Annotated in this window: 17 protein-coding genes; 7 read left to right on the top strand and 10 right to left on the bottom strand. The window is 61.4% G+C overall.

The features are described 5' to 3' along the window. Positions 1-5: 5 nt before the first annotated feature. From gabD to QD409_RS10605, 7 genes are all read left to right on the top strand, one after another. Positions 6-1460, top strand: a complete 1455-nt coding sequence (gene gabD / locus QD409_RS10635) for an NADP-dependent succinate-semialdehyde dehydrogenase (RefSeq protein ID WP_430762685.1) — start codon at positions 6-8, stop codon at positions 1458-1460. A gap of 25 nt (positions 1461-1485) precedes the next feature. Beyond that, entirely contained in the window at positions 1486-2358 is an 873-nt protein-coding gene (locus QD409_RS10630; protein WP_430762684.1) for a fumarylacetoacetate hydrolase family protein, read from the top strand. Next, a complete protein-coding gene (gene hpaH / locus QD409_RS10625) occupies positions 2358-3161 on the top strand; it encodes a 2-oxo-hept-4-ene-1,7-dioate hydratase (protein WP_430762683.1) in 804 nt (267 codons plus the stop codon). The genes QD409_RS10630 and hpaH overlap by 1 nt, the downstream gene beginning before the upstream one ends. A gap of 11 nt (positions 3162-3172) precedes the next feature. Further along, complete coding sequence (gene hpaI, locus QD409_RS10620; RefSeq protein WP_430762682.1) at positions 3173-3979, top strand: 4-hydroxy-2-oxoheptanedioate aldolase; 807 nt, start codon at positions 3173-3175, stop codon at positions 3977-3979. 170 nt (positions 3980-4149) lie between these two features. Next, complete coding sequence (locus QD409_RS10615; protein ID WP_430762681.1) at positions 4150-4938, top strand: SDR family NAD(P)-dependent oxidoreductase; 789 nt, start codon at positions 4150-4152, stop codon at positions 4936-4938. 16 nt (positions 4939-4954) lie between these two features. Further along, positions 4955-5734, top strand: a complete 780-nt coding sequence (locus tag QD409_RS10610; RefSeq protein ID WP_430762680.1) for a MoaF C-terminal domain-containing protein — start codon at positions 4955-4957, stop codon at positions 5732-5734. A gap of 11 nt (positions 5735-5745) precedes the next feature. Further along, entirely contained in the window at positions 5746-6135 is a 390-nt protein-coding gene (locus QD409_RS10605; RefSeq protein ID WP_092844559.1) for a nuclear transport factor 2 family protein, read from the top strand. A gap of 38 nt (positions 6136-6173) precedes the next feature. Here QD409_RS10605 and QD409_RS10600 read toward each other — a convergent pair whose 3' ends face one another. The 10 genes from QD409_RS10600 to QD409_RS10555 all read right to left on the bottom strand — a co-directional run bounded on the left by QD409_RS10600 (position 6174) and on the right by QD409_RS10555 (position 16657). Then, positions 6174-7118 carry a helix-turn-helix domain-containing protein gene (locus QD409_RS10600; protein ID WP_430762679.1) on the bottom strand — a complete coding sequence of 315 codons (945 nt, stop codon included), beginning with the start codon at positions 7116-7118 and terminating at the stop codon, positions 6174-6176. Positions 7119-7129: 11 nt separating this feature from the next. Further along, positions 7130-7846, bottom strand: coding sequence for an SDR family NAD(P)-dependent oxidoreductase (locus tag QD409_RS10595; RefSeq protein ID WP_430762678.1), 717 nt, complete (start codon positions 7844-7846; stop codon positions 7130-7132). A 15-nt stretch (positions 7847-7861) separates the two neighbouring features. Beyond that, positions 7862-8578 (bottom strand): ABC transporter ATP-binding protein, encoded by a 717-nt coding sequence (locus QD409_RS10590; protein ID WP_430762677.1) that lies wholly within the window; start codon positions 8576-8578, stop codon positions 7862-7864. Between the two features lies 1 nt (position 8579). Beyond that, complete coding sequence (locus QD409_RS10585; RefSeq protein ID WP_092844567.1) at positions 8580-9284, bottom strand: ABC transporter ATP-binding protein; 705 nt, start codon at positions 9282-9284, stop codon at positions 8580-8582. Continuing rightward, positions 9281-10318, bottom strand: coding sequence for a branched-chain amino acid ABC transporter permease (locus QD409_RS10580; RefSeq protein ID WP_430762676.1), 1038 nt, complete (start codon positions 10316-10318; stop codon positions 9281-9283). Before QD409_RS10580 ends, QD409_RS10585 begins: the two co-directional genes overlap by 4 nt. Continuing rightward, complete coding sequence (locus tag QD409_RS10575) at positions 10315-11181, bottom strand: branched-chain amino acid ABC transporter permease (RefSeq protein WP_430762675.1); 867 nt, start codon at positions 11179-11181, stop codon at positions 10315-10317. Before QD409_RS10575 ends, QD409_RS10580 begins: the two co-directional genes overlap by 4 nt. A 69-nt stretch (positions 11182-11250) precedes the next feature. Further along, complete coding sequence (locus QD409_RS10570) at positions 11251-12504, bottom strand: ABC transporter substrate-binding protein (RefSeq protein WP_430762674.1); 1254 nt, start codon at positions 12502-12504, stop codon at positions 11251-11253. A gap of 59 nt (positions 12505-12563) precedes the next feature. Beyond that, positions 12564-14159, bottom strand: a complete 1596-nt coding sequence (locus QD409_RS10565) for a GMC family oxidoreductase (protein ID WP_430762673.1) — start codon at positions 14157-14159, stop codon at positions 12564-12566. A gap of 3 nt (positions 14160-14162) precedes the next feature. Next, positions 14163-15569, bottom strand: coding sequence for an aldehyde dehydrogenase family protein (locus QD409_RS10560; RefSeq protein ID WP_430762672.1), 1407 nt, complete (start codon positions 15567-15569; stop codon positions 14163-14165). A 101-nt stretch (positions 15570-15670) separates the two neighbouring features. Next, the gene (locus tag QD409_RS10555; RefSeq protein ID WP_430762671.1) at positions 15671-16657 is read right to left on the bottom strand and encodes a helix-turn-helix domain-containing protein; all 987 of its coding nucleotides are present in this window, start codon (positions 16655-16657) and stop codon (positions 15671-15673) included. Positions 16658-16711 lie beyond the last annotated feature (54 nt).

Raw genomic sequence — 16711 nt, 5'->3', positions numbered from 1 at the left:
TAGTCATGAAATTGAAGGACGCAACGCTGTTCCGGCAGGCTGCACTGGTCGGCGGCGAGTGGATTGAAGCCGATCCATCCAATGCAATCAAGGTCGACAATCCGGCAACAGGCGAGATCATCGGCCTGGTTCCCAATCTGGGTGCTGCCGAGACCAAGAAAGCGATTGCCGCAGCCGAGGCGACCCAGAAGGAATGGGCCGCCCGCACCGCCAAGGAACGTTCCGGCATCCTGCGGCGCTGGTTCGAGCTGATGATGGAAAACCAGGATGATCTCGGACGCATCCTGACGGCCGAACAGGGCAAGCCGCTTGCCGAAGCCAAGGGCGAGATCGCCTATGGCGCAAGCTTCATCGAATGGTTTGCCGAAGAGGCCCGTCGCGTTTACGGCGACATCATCCCCGGCCACCAGAAGGACAAGCGCATTCTGGTCATGAAGCAGCCGATCGGTGTCGTCGCGGCGATCACCCCCTGGAATTTCCCGAATGCGATGATCACCCGCAAAGCCGGGCCTGCCTTTGCTGCCGGTTGCGCCATGGTGCTGAAGCCTGCCTCGCAGACACCGTTCTCGGCGATCGCCATCGCCATTCTTGCCGAACGCGCCGGCCTGCCCAAGGGCCTGTTCAGCGTGATCACAGGCTCGGCCCGCGCCATCGGCGGCGAGATGACCGCAAGCCCGGTCGTGCGCAAGCTGACCTTCACCGGCTCGACCGAAGTCGGCGCCGAACTCTACAAGCAGAGCGCGCCGACCATCAAGAAGCTCGGGCTGGAGCTCGGCGGCAATGCGCCGTTCATCGTGTTTGACGATGCCGATCTCGATGCGGCTGTCGAAGGCGCACTGATCGCCAAGTTCCGCAACAACGGCCAGACCTGCGTCTGCGCCAACCGCCTCTATGTGCAGGACGGCGTCTATGATGCCTTTGCCGAGAAGCTCTCCAAGGCGGTCGGCTCGCTCAAGACCGGCAACGGTTTCGACGAAGGCATCAACCTCGGCCCGCTGATCGACGAGGCGGCTCTCAACAAGGTCGAAGAGCATGTCGCCGATGCCGTCTCCAAGGGCGGCCGCGTCGTTACCGGCGGTCATCGCCACCAGCTCGGCGGACGCTTCTATGAGGCGACGGTGCTTGCCGATGTCACTCCCTCAATGGCCGTTGCCAAAGAAGAGACCTTCGGACCGGTGGCTCCCCTCTTCCGCTTCAAGGATGAGGCCGATGTCATCGTTCAGGCCAACGACACCGAATTCGGTCTTGCCTCCTACTTCTATGCCAAGGACCTCGCCCGCGTTTTCCGCGTTGCGGAAGCCCTGGAATACGGCATGGTCGGCGTCAATACCGGCCTGATCTCGACGGCCGAAGCACCCTTCGGTGGCGTCAAGCTCTCCGGCCTCGGCCGTGAGGGTTCGCGCTACGGCATCGAGGAATTCACCGAAATCAAGTATGTCTGCCTCGGCGGCGTCGTCTGAGGTCAAAAACCAAGGCCATGAAAGCATGACCCATCCAAGATTCCTGTCCTTTTCGAGAAACGGCCGTCATGGTTACGGGCTTGCGGTCGACGGCGGTGTCGTCGACCTCTCCGCCCGCCACAGCGCGACATGGCCGACTTTGCGCGAAGTGATCGAGGCCGGTCGCCTCGTTCAGCTCGCGGAGGAAGCCAAGACGTTGAAGCCGGATTTCGCGCTCGACGACATCCGCTTCGAAATTCCCATTCCGTCGCCGGAAAAGATCATTTGCGTCGGGGTCAACTTCCCCGACCGCAACGAGGAGTACAAGGATGGGCAGGCTGCCCCTTCCAACCCCTCTCTCTTCATCCGCTTTCCACGTTCGTTCACCGGGCATGACCAGCCGCTGATCAGGCCGCCGGAAAGCCCGCAGCTCGACTACGAAGGCGAGATCGTCATCGTCATCGGCAAGGCTGGCCGCCGGATCGCCGAAGCCGACGCCTTCTCCCATATCGCGGCCCTGTCGCTCTGCAACGAGGGCACGATCCGCGACTGGGTACGTCACGCGAAGTTCAACGTCACCCAGGGCAAGAACTTCGACAATACTGGCTCGATCGGCCCCTGGCTGATCCCGTTCACCGATCCAGCACAGCTCGAAGACATTGCGCTCACGACCCGCGTCAACGGCGAAGTGCGACAGAGCGACCGCACCAGCCGGATGATCTTCTCCTTCCGCAAGATCATCAACTACGTCTCCACCTTCACCACGCTCGTTCCCGGCGACCTCATCGTCACGGGCACGCCAACAGGCGCCGGCGCCCGCTTCGATCCGCCGATCTGGCTGAAGCCAGGCGATGTCGTCGAAGTCGAGGCCGATGGCCTCGGCATCCTCAAAAACACCATCGCCGACGAGGTGCGCTGATGCTGTCGCATGACGAAATCCAGGCTGCGGCCGAAAGCCTTGATCAGGCGGAGCGGACGCGTGTCCAGACCGGGCTCCTCTCGCTCAAGCATCCCCAGATGACGATGGACGATTCCTATGCCGTCCAGAGCGCCTGGGTCAAAAAGAAGATCGCGGCAGGCCGCAAGCCGATCGGCTGGAAAATCGGACTGACGTCGAAGGCGATGCAATACGCCCTCAACATCAACATTCCGGATTCCGGCGTGCTCTTCGACGACATGGTCTTCGAGGATGGCGCCACCGTGCCGGCCGACCGCTTCATTCAGCCGCGCATCGAGGCCGAGATCGCTTTCGTCATGAAGGCGCCGCTCAAGGGACCGAACGTCTCGATCTTCGATGTGCTGAATGCCACCGACTATGTGACACCCGCCCTCGAAATCCTCGACACGCGCATCCTTCGCGTCGATCCCGACACGAAGAAGGCGCGCACCATCGTCGATACCATCTCCGACAATGCCGCCAATGCCGGCATCGTCACCGGCGGCCGCGCCGTGCGGCCCGACCAGATCGACATGCGCTGGATGGGGGCGATCGTCAGCCGCAACGCCGAGGTCGAGGAAACCGGCCTTGGCGCCGGCGTGCTCAACCAGCCCGCACGCGGCATCGCCTGGCTTGCCAATCGCCTGTCGCAATATGGCGACGGTATTGAAGCCGGTCAGATCGTTCTTGCCGGGTCATTCATCCGCCCGATCGAGGCGCGGCACGGCGATACGATCACTGCCGATTTCGGTCCTTACGGATCGGTCAGCCTGTTCTTTGCATGAAGGAGTAAGACATGCCTGCGCCCAAGAACCTTTTTAAACAGGCATTGAAGGAAGGGCGGGCGCAGATCGGCCTCTGGCAGGCCCTCGCCAATGCCTACACGGTCGAAATCTCCGCCGGCGCCGGTTACGATTGGCTGCTGCTCGATGCCGAACATGCGCCGAACGACATACCGCTTCTCGTCTCGCAATTGCAGGCGATGAAGGGGACGACAAGCCATGCGGTGATCCGTCCGCCGATCGGCGAGACCTGGATCATCAAGCAGATGCTCGATATCGGCGCCCAGACCCTGCTCATCCCGATGGTCGATAGCAGGGAAATGGCCGAGACCATGGTCAAGGCTGTCAGATATCCGCCGCATGGCGTGCGCGGCGTCGGTGCGGCCCTTGCCCGCGCCTCCGCCTTCAACCGCATTCCCGACTACCTGCCGACAGCCAATGACGAGATTTGCCTGCTCCTGCAGGTGGAAGGCCGCGCCGGACTTGAAGCGCTCGATGCCATAGCCTCGACGGATGGCGTCGACGGCATCTTTATCGGCCCCGCCGATCTCGCTGCCGACATGGGCTATCTCGGCAAGCCGGGCGCACCCGAGGTGCAGGCGGAGGTCGAAAAGGCGCTGGCGAAAATTCAGGCCCATGGCAAAGCGGCTGGCATCCTGATTGGCGATCTCTCGCTTGCGAAGCGCTATCTCGAACTTGGCGCGACCTTTGTCGCCATTGGCAACGACGTCACTTTGCTTGCCAATGCCACGACCAAGCTCCTGGACGATTTCAAGAAGGCGGAGGCCGCCAAGCCGCCGGCAGACGCGAAAGTTTACTGATCGCCTCGGACGCCTATCGCAGACCAGCGAGGGGCGTCTGTCAATCACACGGCGGAGGAGCCATGTGATCGGACGCGTTGTGCACGCTCAGTCAAAACGGACTGCACAGCTGGACGCGACGCCCGCGAACGCATCGGCCATGATGCTCAAGAAATCCAAGAGGAGGAAACATGCGTTTCAAGAACAAGACGGCCCTGATTACGGGTGGTGGCACGGGTATCGGCGCAGCGGTCGCGCGCCGCATCCGCCAGGAAGGCGGCAATGTCGCGCTCGTTGGGCGCCGTCCCGAGCCGCTTAGAAGCGTTGCCGAAGAGATCGGCGCGACTGTCGTCGCAGCCGACGCTGCCGATGGCGCCGCGATGAAGGCTGCCGTGGAGAAAGTCGTCGAGACCTATGGCGGCCTCGACATCCTGATCGCCAATGCCGGTGGCCACGGAGTCGGACCGACTGTCAGCATGTCGGACGAGACATGGGATCTTGCCGTTCGTCTCAACCTCAATACCGCATTCGTCAGCGCACGCGAATCCCTGCCCCATCTCATCAGGAGCAAGGGCAACATCGTCGTTCTCGCCTCGATCGCCGGCCTCTTTGCCGGGCCGGATGCCGCGGGCTACGTCACCATGAAGCACGGCTGTATCGGCCTCGCGAAATCGCTGGCGCGCGACTACGGCCGCAAGGGCGTGCGCACCAACACCGTCTGCCCCGGCTGGGTAACGACGGCCATGGCCGACGAGCAGATGGAGTTCATCGTCGAGAAATACAAGCTGAACAGCATCGAGGAAGCCTACGCGCTCGTCACCAAGGACGTGCCGCTTGGCCGGCCGGCAACCGCCGAAGACGTCGCCAACGCCGTCTGCTTCCTCGCCTCGGGCGAAGCTTCAATGATCAACGGCGCGGTCCTGACCGTCGACGGCGGCGCCGGCACGGTCGATCTGCCGACGCTGGCATTTGTGGAATAAGGGGGAGGAAATAGCGATGAACCAGAATCCAAAGGATTGGAAAACTTACGACCAATTCGCCTATGGCATCGACACAAACCGCCTGCCGGCGACGGATGCTCTTGCCGGCTCGTCTCACAAGGTTGCCTTTGATGATGGCCACAAACTGGAGCTTGCCTTCGGCAAGGAGGACGTCAAATGGTCCGATGGCAAGGACAGCGCCACCGACAAGGCCGAAGTGATCGAAGTCGCGCCGAATACTTATTTCGTCGAGGTTGTCTTTGCCGGACGTTCCAAGGAAGCGGAAACGCTGATCCTCAACGTTGAGACGCGTCGCGCCCTGTCGATCTACTCGATCGTTCGCGAGCTGAAAGATTCGGACGGTGAGCCACAGGTGGCACAGATCTTCCGTCCCGGCATCATCGAGGGCGGTGTTGTCAGCGGCCAGGCTCCGGCGGAAAGCCGCGACCTGATCGGGCTCAGAGCACATTTCACCTACAGCCCGAACCACGTTTACGAGCACACCTATCTGTCGTCGCAGCGCTATGCCTGGCAATGCCTCGTCGGCGTTCAGCGCGGCCATGGCGACGTCGACCTGACCACCACCTACAAGTTCGACGAAAACCACTACATCTTCACCTTCCGCGAATTCAAGATCGCGGTCGCATCGACATTCTTCTACAATTTCAACGACATGCGCTCGACGGGCAAATTCCTGGGCATCACCGGTGACGGACGCATCCAGAACAGCCCGGCCGGCGCTTTCATCCGCAAGGCCTCGATGACCTATTACCTGCCCGGCCAGGAACCAGTGTGAAGGATGGCACTATGCGAACAGCTTTCGATATCGTGAAGGCGCATTACGACGCCAACCTCCGCCGCGACATGGATGGCATGCTCGCCGACATCGCACCCGATTGCCGCTGGACCGAGATGGATGGTTTCCCCTGCGCCGGCACCTATGTCGGCCCGCAGGAAATCTTCAAGAATGTCTTTCAGGCACTCGGCCAGTCATTTGACGGATACACCTTCACGCTGGAACGCCTACTCAATGCCGGCGACGACGTGGTCGCTGTCGGCGAATATACCGCCACGAATAAGCAGACGGGCAAATCTTTCAAAGCCCGCGTCGTACACGTCTGGGGCGTAGCACAGGATAAGATCCGTCGGTTCGAGCAGTTCACCGACACACTTCGGGTGGCTGAATCGATGCGTTAATCGGTCGAGGCGGCCCAGCTCCAGGCCGGGTCGCCTCTCTATGCGATCCCAGCCCGACGCCATTGCGACGGCGAAACGCCGAAGCGATTGCGGAAGGCCCTGGAAAAATGCGCGCTGGATGAAAAGCCGAGTGCAAAAGCGATTTCAGATATTTCGCCGGCATAGCCTCCGGCTTCGCGCAGCTGTGCGGCAGCCTTCTGCAGACGCAAATTCCAGATATAGTCCGAAGGCGTCAGGCACTCGACCTCGAACGCGCGGTAAACATAGCGCACCGAGCAGCCCATGCGGCGCGCGATCATTGTGATGGTCAGGTCCGGCCGCTCGACATTGCTTTCGATAAAATCCTTGATCCGCTGCAATAGCAGGTCCAACGGATTGGCAACCGGTCTTGCCGGCTGTGAATCAGCGCCGATCACGGTGCGGACGAGATCGATCATGGTCTGGCCGATCCCGGATCGACGTGCCTCATCGAGGTGGCCGATCTCATGCATGGTCGATTCCATCAAAGACAGCAGGATGCGGCACATGCCGTCCTGCTCTGCATGAGCTGTAAAAGGTGTCGCCAGCCGCTCGATGGCGCTGTGCGAGAGTGCATGCCGCGGCAACTGCAGTAGAAGCTGGCGCACGGACGTGCTGTTGGTCAGCACATAGGGCCGACGTGGGTCATAGATGACAAGAACATCGGTCTGGACCGGCGCATGCTTTCCGCCCTGCAGGAGCGAGGTTGTCCCTTCCGTCTGCAGGATCAACTTGATCGCATCCGGATCATCCGGCCCCGCCGTGACGCGTTCGCCGAAAACGACATGCCGATCCGCCTCCAGGTGGGTCAGCCGGCATGCGCCGAGCATCGCCGACACCATACGGCTCTTATTCTCGTCGGCTGCGCCGAAATCAAGCCGGACATTGCCGAAGAGATTGCGGGCCAGCCCGGCAAAGTCTCGCCCACCGGCGATGTCGACATGACGTTGAGGCGCCCCAATCATGATAGAACCCCTCAAGACGTGAGATATCCGCCATCGACCGGCAAGCAGGCGCCCGTCACATAGCGAGCCGCCTCCGACGAAAGGAAGACGATCGCATCGGCGATTTCCTCGGCAGTGCCCCATCTGCCGGCAGGAATGCGCTGGAGAATAGGTCCGCAAGCAGCCTCATCGGCGAAAAGAGCCCGGCTGAGGGGCGTGACGATCCAGCCCGGCGCAACAGCATTGACGCGGATTCCCGCTTGCGCATATTCCTGCGCCAGCGATTTCGTCAGCTGCACGATCGCTCCCTTGCTGGCGGCATAGGCCGGACGGTCGGCAGCGCCGAAGGTCGAATACATCGAAGCGATGTTGACCATCGCCGAGCCGGCCTGCATGCGCGGACGCGCGAGCCGGCAGCAATCCATAACCGAAGTCAGGTTGATCGCCATGACCTCGTCGAACACAGGCTTCGACCATTCGCCGCGATCGCGGCTGACGCCGGTGCAATTGACCAGGACATCGATCGTTTCGACCGACGCGAAGAAAGCTTCGAGCGTCCCTGGCATGAGCACATCGACTTCATGGTTTTCGATCCGAGGTCCGGCGGGCGCCTTCGATGCGCCGAGGCCGCAACTCACAACACGGGCACCAAGCTCGGCAAAGCGCTGCACGCTGGCAGCACCTATGCCCGATGTGCCTCCGGTGACGACGATCGTTCGTCCGGTAAAAAGATCGGAGGAAAACGTCATGGCAGCTCCCACATATCAGCTGGCGAGATAGGCGCCGTGGAGAATGTCCGGCTGCGCCTTCAAAGTGGCGGCGGAACCGTCGAAGACGAGGCGTCCCCGCTCCAAAACAAGCGCTTGATCGGCGAGATCGAGAGCGAGGTTGGCGAATTGCTCGATCAGGAGAACGCCGATACCGCCGGCGGCGGCGATCTTCAGCGCCTCGGCCAGCCGCTTGACGACAGTAGGCGCCAAGCCCAGAGACAATTCATCGACGATCATGAAGCGGGGCTTGGCGACGAAAGCCTGTGCCATCGCCACCATCTGCTTCTGGCCGCCGGACAGATCCGATGCCGATTGGCGACGGCGCTCGGCAAGTTCAGGAAATATTTCGTAGGCGTGCTCCAGCCCTTGCTTGCGGGCATTGGCCGACGGATCGAGAGCGGCAACAAGGATATTGTCCTCGACTGAGAGCTGCCCCAGCACGCGATGGCCTTCCGGAACGAGAGCAAGGCCCGCACGACGAATACGATCCGGCGCAAATCCATCGAGCACAATGCCGTCGAGACGTACCGAACCGCCGCGCAGCAGAGCGCCCGCCATGGCCATGACGGTGCTCGACTTCCCAGCGCCGTTGGCGCCAAGCAGCGCCGTCACCTTGCCGGCGGTCACCGAGAAGGAAACATCGTGAATAACGCGCTTGCCACCACGCTCGACGACAAGATTTTCGACGCGGACCTCGGACGTGCCGGTCATCTCAGAATTCCCCCAGATAGGCGCGACGCACGTTGGGATCCGCAAGCACGGCATGGGTCGGGCCGAGCGCAAGAAGCTTGCCGTAGTCGAGCACCATGGTCTCGCTGCACATGGAGCGGATGAGGTCGACATCGTGATCGATGATCAGCACCTGTGCCCTGAATTCCGCCGGGATGCGGAGAACCAGTTCGCGAAATGCCTTGCCCTCCTCCTCAGTCAATCCGGCGGCCGGTTCGTCGAGCAGGATGAGCTTCGGGTTGCCGATCACACATTTCGCAAGCTCGACGAGACGACGCTGAAACAGATTGAGCGACTGACCGAGCCGATCGGCAACTGACGTCAGACCGACAAAGGAGAGAGCCTGGTCGACGGCGCCGGAACGATGTCCCACGGGTACGACATGGTCGGCGATCGCAGCGATATTACCGGAAACCGTCAGGTCTTCGACGACCTGCTCGGTCTGGAACGAACGCCGCAGGCCCGCACGCACGCGCTGAAGCGGCGACATCGGCAACAGAGCCCGTTCGCCCAGCGAAACCGCGCCCTGAACCGGCCTGACGAAACCGGAGAGCACATTGAGCAGCGTGGTCTTGCCCGCGCCATTCGGGCCAATGAGGCCGGCAACCGGAGCCGTCAGCACCGCGCTGAGTTCATTGATCGGCCGCACGCCGCCGAACTGCACGACGAGATTTTCGATCTTGATCATCGCTCCCTCCCCGGGAAAAGCCTATCTCCGACCCAGGCGATCACACCCGATACCTGACCGGCAATGCCGGTCGGTGCGGTTGCCAGCGCGTGGAACAGCGCCATCCCGAAAATCCCGATCGTCACATAGCCGTCGATGCCGAGATCCGTCAGCAACGCCGGCACGGCGCGCAGCAGGAGCCCGGCAATCAGGGCGCCGTACCAATTGAACACACCGCCGACGATGGCCAGCGCAAAGAGATTGAGGCTATCGAAAGCGCCGAAGGCGCGCCCGTCGAGCTGGCCGACATTGCCGGCGAGCAGGCCGCCGGCAAGACCGGCCAGAAAGCCGCTCAGCGCAAAGGCCCATGCCTTGTAGATCAGAACATTGACACCGCTTGCAACGGCGACGGTCTCGCCCTTGCGGATCAGTGCCCAGGCGCGGCCCGGACGAGCAAGTTTGTGCCACTGCGCAATCAACAGGCCGATTGCCGCCGCCGCGCAGACGTAGAGGAAGTACGCAACCTCTCCATCGGCGATCAGAGGCCTTGCCAACATCTGGCGCCCGGAACCATCAGCCCGCCCGAGGAAGCCCGGACCGCCGTCCGGAAAGCCCCAGGCACCGATGACGATCTGGAACGCGCCGGCCAGCATCAGCGTGACAAGCGCCAGATAAAGGCCGCGCAGCCGCAACGCCGGCACGCCGAACGCCAGCCCCACCACCGAGGCAACGATCCCGCCGGCAAGCAGGCTGACCTCGAACGGCGGATGAAAGCCATGGCCGATACGAAGCGTCACCCAGCCGCCGACGCCGACGAGCGCAAACTGGCAGAGGGAGACCAAGCCAAGCTGGCCGTAAAGAATGGCAAGCCCGGCAACCGAGAGTGACAAGGCGACAGCGGATGTTGCAGCCGAGAGCCAGAAGGAATTGGCAAGGAGAGCGACGATCATCGAGAAGATCGCCATCGTCACCGGAACATGCAGAAGCTGCTTGGGCAAGCGCACCATCGATAGGCCTTCGGCGTTGGAGGCGATTGTCTGGTCCTGAACGGTCATCGGTCTTTCAACGCGGCTCTCGCCGTGCCTCCCAGGATCGTGACTGCAACGAGCGCGATGACGAAGGGTGCTGCTGCGCGATAGGGCGAGATCCAGGCGATCGGCGTCAGCACGGCCTCGGCGATGCCGATCAGAATGCCGGCAACAGCAGTTTCCCAAAGCGAGCGCAATTGGCCAAGGATCGCGGCCGCGATCGCCGGGATGACGAGCAGGGTCAGGAACGTTCCCTGCAAGCGGACGAGGTCGGCGAGCAATAGGCCGGCAAAGCCGGAAAAGATGCCTGTGATGATCCAGGCGGCGGTTTCCGTATAGAGAATACGCACACCAAGGACCGCACTGAGATCACGATCATTCGCAAGAGCTCGCATATCGAGACCAAGCCGGGTGCGGTTCAGCAACAGCGTGATGGCGACGACCATGGCGGCGGCCAGGATGATGGCGATGATGCGCGTGTAGGTCAGGCGAACGGCGAAGAGAGAAACGAACATCTGGTCGGTGGGAAACTGCAGGCGGCGCGGCAGCTCGCCCCAGATGACCCCCATGATCGCGATCAGGAGGAGAGCCGGCGCCAGCGTTCCCACCGCACGTACGACGATGTCGCGATGCGACAGCATGGGTGCGAAAATCCGACCATATAGAAAGCTGATCGTGGTGGAGACGGCAACGGCTGCCAGAATAGCAGCAACGAGCGGCATCTTCCACTCAAGCAGCTGCCAGGCACAGTGGGCGCCGATGGCACCGAAAGCACCGAAGGCAAAATTGAGAACGCCGGTCGCTCGAAACAGAACGACAAGGCCGACGCCGGACAAGGCATAAACGGCACCGATTCCCAGCCCGGAAATGACGAAGGGTAGAAAGTTCATGGATCGATCCTCTCGGGTCGCTCGGTTCCGCAGCGTTGCAGCCGCGGAACCGATGGCAAGCTTCAGGACTTAGTTGAGGCCGGCAGACTTTTCGAAAGCACGGATGTCCTTCAACTCCGGATCGGGCGACGGTGCGCAGTCGGAGACGACCTTCCACTTGCCGCCTTCGGCAACGGCCATGCTCGTCGTCGAATTGGCATTGTGACGGGTCTGGCCATCACCGAAGTACCAGGGAGCGCAGAAGATATCGCTCTTGAAGTCCTTGATCTGCTTCACGGCGGCGGACGCGGTCTCACGGTTGATCTTGGCCGGATCGAGCGTCATCAGCGCCTTTTCGGCGACGCGCGCCGCCAGATAACCGGCCTGAGCGAAGGTATCGCGCGGGTCGGACTTCTGACCGTACTGATCCATGACGGCAAGCCAGTTCTGATTGTCCGGCGTGGTTGCCTCGAGATCATTGAACTCCATGTTGACGTAGAACTTGCCATCCCAACCCGAGCCGATGGTGGATGGAACGGAGAGGTCATAGGCAGAAGCGGCGCTCAAGAAGGTAATCGACTGGTTCAGGCCCTGCTCTTCGGCTGCCGTTAAAAGCGGCACCGCAACACCCTTGGAAAGGCCGAGAACGATAACGTCAGGCTTGCTGGCAGCTGCCTGCAAGATGACGGATGTCGCATCGGCAGAGCCCGGATCCATCAGGATCGTCTGTGCGGCAAAGCCTTTTTCCTTGGCGAGCAAAGCGACGCCATCACACGACCAGGTACCGACATTCGGGATGTTCGGTGCGATGCAGACGACCGATTTGGCATGGAGCTTGTCAAGCGCATAGCCCATCGCACCCAGCATGGAGACGCGCGGTCCGGCGTTGGTCGGCGCGATGTTGTCGGCAAAGAAGCATTCGCGCGGCACGCCGACACCGGCCAGGACCAGAATGCCAGCCTTCTTGTAGAGCTCGGCATTGGCGCCGCATTCGACATAGCTCGAATTGCCGACCATCAGCACGGCCTTCTGATCATTGACGAGCTTGGCTGCCAGCTGCGCGGCGATCTCCGGGTTCCACTGGTCGTCCTCGATCAGATATTTGACCGGCCGCCCCTTGATGCCGCCATTGGCGTTGAGGCAATCGAAATAGGCCTTTGCCGATTTGGTCGAGTTCGAGAAATCGTCCGGACCGGTCTTGCCGGTGATGGCCCCGATGATGATCGGCTCGCCGGTTGCCGGCTTGCCGGTGTTGTCGCCGCAGGATGCAGCCGCATGCGCGCTGAACGCCGAAACGAGCGTCAGGAAAAGGCCGATCGCCAGCCCTCTGAGATTGATAGGCATTGTCTCCTCCAGTTTGTTGTCCCGCTCCCCACGGGATCTTTGCTTCAATGATCTCCGGCTCAGCCGGAAATCGCCTTTCCTGTCATGAAGGCCGCAGCCTTCGCCGCAATCATCATCGTCGGCGCGTTGGTGTTGCCCGAGACCAGGGTCGGCATGACAGAGGCGTCGCAGACCCGCAGGCCTTCGATGCCGCGCACCTTCAAGTCCGGTCCAACCACAGCATTGGGATCGTCCGCCCGGCCCATGCGGGCCGTGCCTGCAGGGTGGAACACCGTCTTGCAGGATTGGCGGATGTAGTCCCGCAGCGCGTCCGGATCCTCCTCAACACCGGGCTTCGGCAGCACGCGGCGCTTGACCAGCGTGGCAAGGGCCGGTGCATCGAGGATGCGGATCGCCGTTTCGACGCCGCGCACCAAGGTCTCGACATCGGCGGGGTCGGAAAGCAGATTGGCGTTGAAATCCGTCTGCTCCGTCGGATCGGCACTCTTCAACCGAATCCAGCCGCGCGACCTTGGCCGCAGATAGCAGGGCCCGATGCTGAGGCCATGTCCGGGCTCCGGATCACGATCGACAAAACCGATCAAGACTGGCAGCACATGGAACTGCACGTCCGGCTGTCCCGTGCCTGCCGTGTCGACAAAACCACCGCACTCGACAACGTTGGAGGACAGCAACCCGCGATGCGACGTCAGATAGCGCAACATGTGGCCAGCGGCCCGCAGACCCTTGTCATGACCTAGGATCGAGATCGGCTCATGGGTTTCGCCCTGCACCGGCACTTCCAAGTGGTCCTGATAGTTGGCGCCGACGCCCGGCAGGTCGGCGACGACCTTGATGCCAAGTGACGAAAGATGCCCGGCGTTGCCGATGCCGGATAGCTGCAGGATTTTCGGCGTGGCGATCGCGCCGGCAGTGAGCGCGATTTCACGCTGTGCCTTGAAGATCGTACCGTCGAGCAGTTCGACCCCAACGGCCTTTTTTCCTTCGAACAGGATGCGAGCAACCTTGCGTTGCGTCAGCACAGTCAGGTTCGGCCGCTTCTCCGCTTCGCGCAGGAAGGCCTGGGCGGAGCTCCAGCGACGGCCGCCATAGGTCGTGCTTTGATAAAAGCCGACGCCAGCCTGATCGGCGCCGTTGAAATCGTCATTGTGCGGAATGCCGATTTCGGTCGCAGCTTTGATAAAGGCCTCGCTCAGCGGATGGCGATGACGCGGATCCGAAACGTGCAGCCCGCCTTTACTGCCATGAAAATGGCCGTTCAGTCGCTCGTTGTTTTCAAGCGAGCGGAAGGCAGGCAACACGTCGTCATAGGACCAGCCCTGGCACCCCATTTGCGACCAGGTATCGTAATCGTTTCGATGACCGCGAATATAGATCATCGCGTTCACCGAACTGCCGCCGCCAAGCACGTTGCCCTGCGGAGTGATGCTCGGACGCCCGTTCAAGCCCCTGTCGGGGTTCGAGGCATAGGGATGGATATCGATCCCCTTGCCCAGCACCTTGAAGAAGGTTGCGGGAATATGGATCCAGGGATCGGCGTCCCGCCGGCCGGACTCGATCAATAGAACCTTGTGCGCCGGGTTTTCCGAGAGCCGGTTCGCCAGCACGCAGCCCGAGGATCCGCCACCGACGATGATGTAGTCATAGGTCGCCATCACTTAGCTCAGCACCGTCTGGATTGTCGTGAATTCCTTCAGCCCCTCAGCGCCAAACTCGACCCCCATGCCGGACTGCTTTACGCCGCCGAAGGGTGCGTTGGGCTGAATGGTGCCGTGCTTGTTGATCCAGACGGAGCCGCATTCGAGCTGCATCGCATAGCGCCTCGCCTTCTGGGCATCCGCAGACCAGACGGAGCCGCCGAGGCCTGCCGGATTCTGATTGGCGCGGGCAATCACCTCATCGATATCGCTGTATCGGATGATCGGAAGAGCCGGGCCGAACTGCTCTTCATCGACCAGCCGCACGCCATGGTCGACATCGGCAACGAGCGTAATCGGATAGAAGTATCCAGGCCGGTCCATCGGCGCGCCGCCAGTCAGGATACGGCCGCCATTGGCGCGCGCATCGTCAACGAGTTCACGCACCTTATTGAACTGCATTTCGTTCTGCACGGGACCGAGAATGCTCGCCTCGTCCAGCCCGTCACCGACGGCGATCTTGCCGGCATAATCGGCGAGCCCGCTGCAGACCTCTTCATAGATACTGTCATGCACATAGAGGCGCTTCAACGCCGCGCAGGTCTGGCCATTGTTGATGAAAGCACCCCAGAAGAGCCCCTCGACGATGGCCTTCGGGTCAGCATCGGGTAGAACGATACCCGCATCGTTGCCGCCAAGTTCCAGCGTCAGCCGTTTCAAGGTTGCAACAGCCGACGCCATGACCTTCTTGCCGGTTTCCGTCGAGCCGGTGAAGGTCATCTTGGAAATGCCCGGATGGGCGGAAAGTGCGGCGCCGATGCTATTTTCACCGGTAATAACATTGACAACGCCGGGCGGGAGAACCTCGTTCATGATTTCGACGAGGCGGATGGTCGACAGCGGCGTCAGCGGCGACGGCTTGATGACGACGGTATTGCCCGCGCGCACGGCCGGCACGATATGCCAGCAGGCAATCATGACAGGCCAATTCCAGGGCGCGATCGAACCGACGACACCGATCGGCTTGCGATGCAGCTCGACGCGGCCTTCATTGTCGTCCTGAAGCACCTCGACCGGCAGGTCGAGTTCGGCAGTATGCCGCGTCCAGGCAAGCGCACCACCGATTTCGAAGCGTGAACCAAGGCCGTTGAGCGGCTTACCCTGCTCCCGGGTCAGGATCTGGGCAAGCTCCTCCGCATATTCGTTGATCTTCTCTGCAACCGCACGGCAAGCGATCGCGCGCGCTTCGTTCGAAGCCTGCGACCATGTCTTGAAAGCTTCGGCCGCGGCGGCAACCGCCCGATCAAGATCCGCTTCACTGCCAAGCGGCATATAGCCGACCACATCGCCGCTCGACGGATTTGCGACCGGTGCATGATGGGACGTGGCAACATGCTCGCCGCCGATAAGCAGGGTATACTGCTTCACGATATTCTCCTCCCGTGACTTTCGAGAGGACTATGACTTTTGCAGAAAGACCCGTCTTGGGGAGAAACGCGCCTCGTCTTGGACTGGAGCGCAGACTGCGCTCAGTCCAACCTATGAGCCGGCTCGGCGGAGCGCAGCAGCTCGCTCGGGGCGCAATCGAACAGCTCCTTGAAGCTGCGATTGAAATAGGAAATGTCGTTGAAACCAGCCGAATAGGCGACTTCGGCTATCGTTGTCGGGTTGCGCCGCTCCTTGAGCTGCTCGATCTTTTCGCGGGCAAAGCGCAAGCGCTTGTCACGGATGACGGTCGTGCAGGTCATTCCCATGCCCTGGAAATCCTGTTGTAGGGTGCGGATCGACACGCCAAGCCTGGTCGCCAGCCATTTGGCGTTGAGGTCCGTATCGGTCAGGTGCTTGTCGATCAGAATATCGACCATCTGCATGCGCCTGCTGGCGCTGTCATGCAGCGAATTCAAACTCGTCGCCTGGACGCTTGTCGACAGAAAGGCCTGGCGGGTCGTATCGAACATCAGCTGACGCAGATGCGGAGAGGCCACATCGCTTTCCGGTGTGGTCATCATCTTGGCAATCAGCGCCCGCAGCATCATCGCCATCGGATCGGATGCGACAAGCTTGCGAGCGACGTCAAAATCGATCCTGCTGTCCGAGTACATCAATTGCCGTGGCAGATGCAGCGACAGATGATTGGAGAAATGCCCGCGAAAATAGAAGGTGGTCGGTCGGGTGGAATCCACGAGAATGCATTCGCCGACATCGAGAATGTTCTGCTGGCCGGAATGTTCGACGCCGCAAACGCCCTCGAGCTGCAGGATCAGGAACAGGTGCTCGTTGGCATCGCGCCGGATGTCGTCCCAATCGCGATGAACATAGTCGAGGTCGTTGGAGACGTGGGCGAACTCCATGCCGCAGACATCGATGCGGCTCGCCGTGCCGATGACGCTATCACCGCGCTGCATCACATGCGGGTTGAAATTCCCGCAGATGCTTTGAAGGTCGTCCACCCATTGATCATAGGGTATTGGCGACCAGGTCCGTTCGATGAGGCTGCGATTCTGCAACAGATCCAACTCTGCCTCCCAACAGTGTCAGCGCTGATGGAGACTGCTATAGATCCTCGGTCC

Origin of the sequence: Rhizobium sp. BR 315, from assembly GCF_050577975.1 — a bacterium.
Classification (GTDB): Bacteria; Pseudomonadota; Alphaproteobacteria; order Rhizobiales; family Rhizobiaceae; genus Rhizobium; species Rhizobium miluonense.
Note: the sequence above shows the minus strand (reverse complement) of the source record. Positions and strands in the feature narration are given on the sequence as shown.

Bases quoted from the DNA above. Each gene is read 5' to 3' on its own strand.
- gabD (WP_430762685.1), top strand. From the start codon at position 6: ATGAAATTGAAGGACGCAACGCTGTTCCGGCAGGCTGCACTGGTCGGC.
- QD409_RS10630 (WP_430762684.1), top strand. From the start codon at position 1,486: ATGACCCATCCAAGATTCCTGTCCTTTTCGAGAAACGGCCGTCATGGT.
- hpaH (WP_430762683.1), top strand. From the start codon at position 2,358: ATGCTGTCGCATGACGAAATCCAGGCTGCGGCCGAAAGCCTTGATCAG.
- hpaI (WP_430762682.1), top strand. From the start codon at position 3,173: ATGCCTGCGCCCAAGAACCTTTTTAAACAGGCATTGAAGGAAGGGCGG.
- QD409_RS10615 (WP_430762681.1), top strand. From the start codon at position 4,150: ATGCGTTTCAAGAACAAGACGGCCCTGATTACGGGTGGTGGCACGGGT.
- QD409_RS10610 (WP_430762680.1), top strand. From the start codon at position 4,955: ATGAACCAGAATCCAAAGGATTGGAAAACTTACGACCAATTCGCCTAT.
- QD409_RS10605 (WP_092844559.1), top strand. From the start codon at position 5,746: ATGCGAACAGCTTTCGATATCGTGAAGGCGCATTACGACGCCAACCTC.
- QD409_RS10600 (WP_430762679.1), bottom strand. From the start codon at position 7,118: ATGATTGGGGCGCCTCAACGTCATGTCGACATCGCCGGTGGGCGAGAC.
- QD409_RS10595 (WP_430762678.1), bottom strand. From the start codon at position 7,846: ATGACGTTTTCCTCCGATCTTTTTACCGGACGAACGATCGTCGTCACC.
- QD409_RS10590 (WP_430762677.1), bottom strand. From the start codon at position 8,578: ATGACCGGCACGTCCGAGGTCCGCGTCGAAAATCTTGTCGTCGAGCGT.
- QD409_RS10585 (WP_092844567.1), bottom strand. From the start codon at position 9,284: ATGATCAAGATCGAAAATCTCGTCGTGCAGTTCGGCGGCGTGCGGCCG.
- QD409_RS10580 (WP_430762676.1), bottom strand. From the start codon at position 10,318: ATGACCGTTCAGGACCAGACAATCGCCTCCAACGCCGAAGGCCTATCG.
- QD409_RS10575 (WP_430762675.1), bottom strand. From the start codon at position 11,181: ATGAACTTTCTACCCTTCGTCATTTCCGGGCTGGGAATCGGTGCCGTT.
- QD409_RS10570 (WP_430762674.1), bottom strand. From the start codon at position 12,504: ATGCCTATCAATCTCAGAGGGCTGGCGATCGGCCTTTTCCTGACGCTC.
- QD409_RS10565 (WP_430762673.1), bottom strand. From the start codon at position 14,159: ATGGCGACCTATGACTACATCATCGTCGGTGGCGGATCCTCGGGCTGC.